The organism is Proteus faecis (assembly GCF_030286765.1).
Taxonomy (GTDB): Bacteria; Pseudomonadota; Gammaproteobacteria; order Enterobacterales; family Enterobacteriaceae; genus Proteus; species Proteus faecis.
The window spans coordinates 1-2,321 of the sequence record NZ_JASVWV010000044.1; the positions used below are offsets into that span (position 1 = coordinate 1).

Annotated in this window: 2 protein-coding genes; one reads left to right on the plus strand and one right to left on the minus strand. The window is 39.4% G+C overall.

Features of this window, described 5'->3' with window-relative positions; translation table 11 throughout:
* Positions 1 to 544 precede the first annotated feature (544 nt).
* Positions 545 to 781, minus strand: a complete 237-nt coding sequence (locus QSH13_RS18345; RefSeq protein WP_286039449.1) for a hypothetical protein — start codon at positions 779 to 781, stop codon at positions 545 to 547.
* 140 nt (positions 782 to 921) lie between these two features.
* Here QSH13_RS18345 and QSH13_RS18350 point away from each other — a divergent pair, with 140 nt between their 5' ends.
* The gene (locus tag QSH13_RS18350; RefSeq protein WP_286039448.1) at positions 922 to 1,185 is read left to right on the plus strand and encodes a hypothetical protein; all 264 of its coding nucleotides are present in this window, start codon (positions 922 to 924) and stop codon (positions 1,183 to 1,185) included.
* Positions 1,186 to 2,321: the final 1,136 nt, after the last annotated feature.

The following is a 2,321-nucleotide window of genomic DNA, read 5'->3' on the forward strand; positions in this document are numbered from 1 at the left end:
CCTCCGAATCACGCTGCGGTATCGAAAGATTACAGTGCGTACCTGATAAGAGCACCAATCAACGGACTAGGGATTTCTTGGATTGCACCGTCGAAAGAAACCCAACCTAACCAGACTTAGCTAAATTAATCCGCTAAGAAACCATGACCCAGTAACTGATCATGGAGAAAAGCAAAGACAGGAAGATGATGTCGCTTCGCTCCGTTTTGATTAGTACCACACTGGGGCATTAGGCATTTTTTTCTTGTTTTTTAGCTATTTACGCTTAATTTTGTCAACTATTTCTGATATAATAAACAAGTCCATAAGGTGGTAAACAAACGACCTTAGCGACACATCCTCCTCAAGTAGGAGAAACGTAATTATCAAAACAGCATAGAGGTAATAAATGAAAGGTATTTTTAAATTTACATTAAAAATCAAACACTTAGTTGATAACTGGCGAAGTCGAGTGGTATCGAAGATTGCCTTTGGAATCTGTCGAATCACTCGACTTCGCCAGTGCCGTTAATTTTATCACAAAAACAGTTAAAAATCAATAACTTTAATTAAAATCAAACCAACTACCACTTACTCTGATCCATCCTCTCCTAACCAATTCATCTAACACCTCGTAAATTAGCATTCCATCAAGATCAGTTATGGAGTGACGCGTTCGATACTGGTCCCAAAAATTCACCTGAATCACCGGTGCTGATGGAAAACCTCCACTACAAAAACTTTTCAGTACCCCTGAAATCAATGCACCCCATAAGTCATCAGCCATATCATTAATATTCATATTAAAACCCTCAATTATTGTTATTATTAATACTATTTATCAAATACTTAAAAAAACAAGATGATAATAACAGTTTACGGAAACACAACAGTTAAGTACAGTTAAGTACAGTTAAGTAAATCAACCAGAGGAATAAAATAATGGCTCGCGTTCACGTTATAGATTCCGTTGAACAGAAATACGGTGAATGGACACTCTGCTTTCAATGGTGTTTATATGATTACGAAGATGGCAAACCTGAAAATAACGACAAAGGCTTTCGTTTTATTTGGAAAAATCCAGAGGGAAAATTACAAGCAGCCAGAGGCCAAGCTCGTATCCCAGATATTGAAGCCATAATAAAACTAACAGAAGCAGCAAAAAAACAGGGATGGGCATACAAAGGTGACGAGAAAACCATCTAAATACGTTCCTATAATCCCTTTTATGTTAAACGGGCGAGTTAGTTAGCGAAAACCGCCCGTTTATCCCCATTAAAGCCCCTCAAAACGATTTTAAGACACAATCCCCCTATAAAACACCCAAATCTACGCTGAAAGTTTAGAACGGTTTTCGTGCCGTTCTGGTTCATTTTTAACACCATCAAGGTAGGCGGAAAAATCGTTCTGAAATCGCCGAAAAGCACAAACTAGTTTTGTGGTGTTCGGCGATTTGACCAACCGAGTAAAGCGAGGGCGGTAGTATTTTTAATGATGATCGGAAACCTAAAAAATCGAGGTCAGACTCATTTTTGTTTCAACAGCCAACTGCAAGTTCAGGAGGGATAGAATCACATGTGGCTACATTTGGGCTCGCTATCCCTATCCTGCATGGTTAGAAATAGCTCGTAGAGATTGAAAAAGGGTATTAGGGAATTTATTCCCTAAGCACGCGATTTGTATACATCGCTGTCGTGCCTGTAATTTTTTTCGTATTGGATATTCGATAATTAAACAAAGCACTTTCAAAGCAAAAACAAAGCATTTCCAAAGCACATATTACAAAAACAAAGCATTACCAAAGCACTTACAAAGCAGAATCAAAGCATTTTGTAGTGACATTACCGTAATGTGAGTACGTTGATTTTATTTAGGTCTGACGATATGACGCTTCCTCGATGAAAAATAAATTTTCATCTTGCGGCGAGCGTTGCGGATTCAATTTGTGAGGATTATCAGGCTTCAGATGTAACAAAGCCCCGTGACAGGGTCATGGGGCTCTGGTACTCTAAATCGGTGCATTCATTGCTACGATTTCGATGTGGTAATCCAATCTTAGCAATGGGAAGCTAGCTTGTCACTACTTCCTTAAAACCATTCAACGACATTAACTCAAATGCACCACTTGATTGACTCGGACTTAGCCCGGTCTCCGAAAGGATAAACAGGCAAATTGTGGTAGTAAAACGTACCGGAACACGAAATTCCGGCTCTGCCTCCGAATCACGCTGCGGTATCGAAAGATTACAGTGCGTACCTGATAAGAGCACCAATCAACGGACTAGGGATTTCTTGGATTGCACCGTCGAAAGAAACCCAACCTAACCAGACTTAGCTAAATT

Bases quoted from the DNA above. Each gene is read 5' to 3' on its own strand.
- QSH13_RS18345 (WP_286039449.1), bottom strand. From the start codon at position 781: ATGAATATTAATGATATGGCTGATGACTTATGGGGTGCATTGATTTCA.
- QSH13_RS18350 (WP_286039448.1), top strand. From the start codon at position 922: ATGGCTCGCGTTCACGTTATAGATTCCGTTGAACAGAAATACGGTGAA.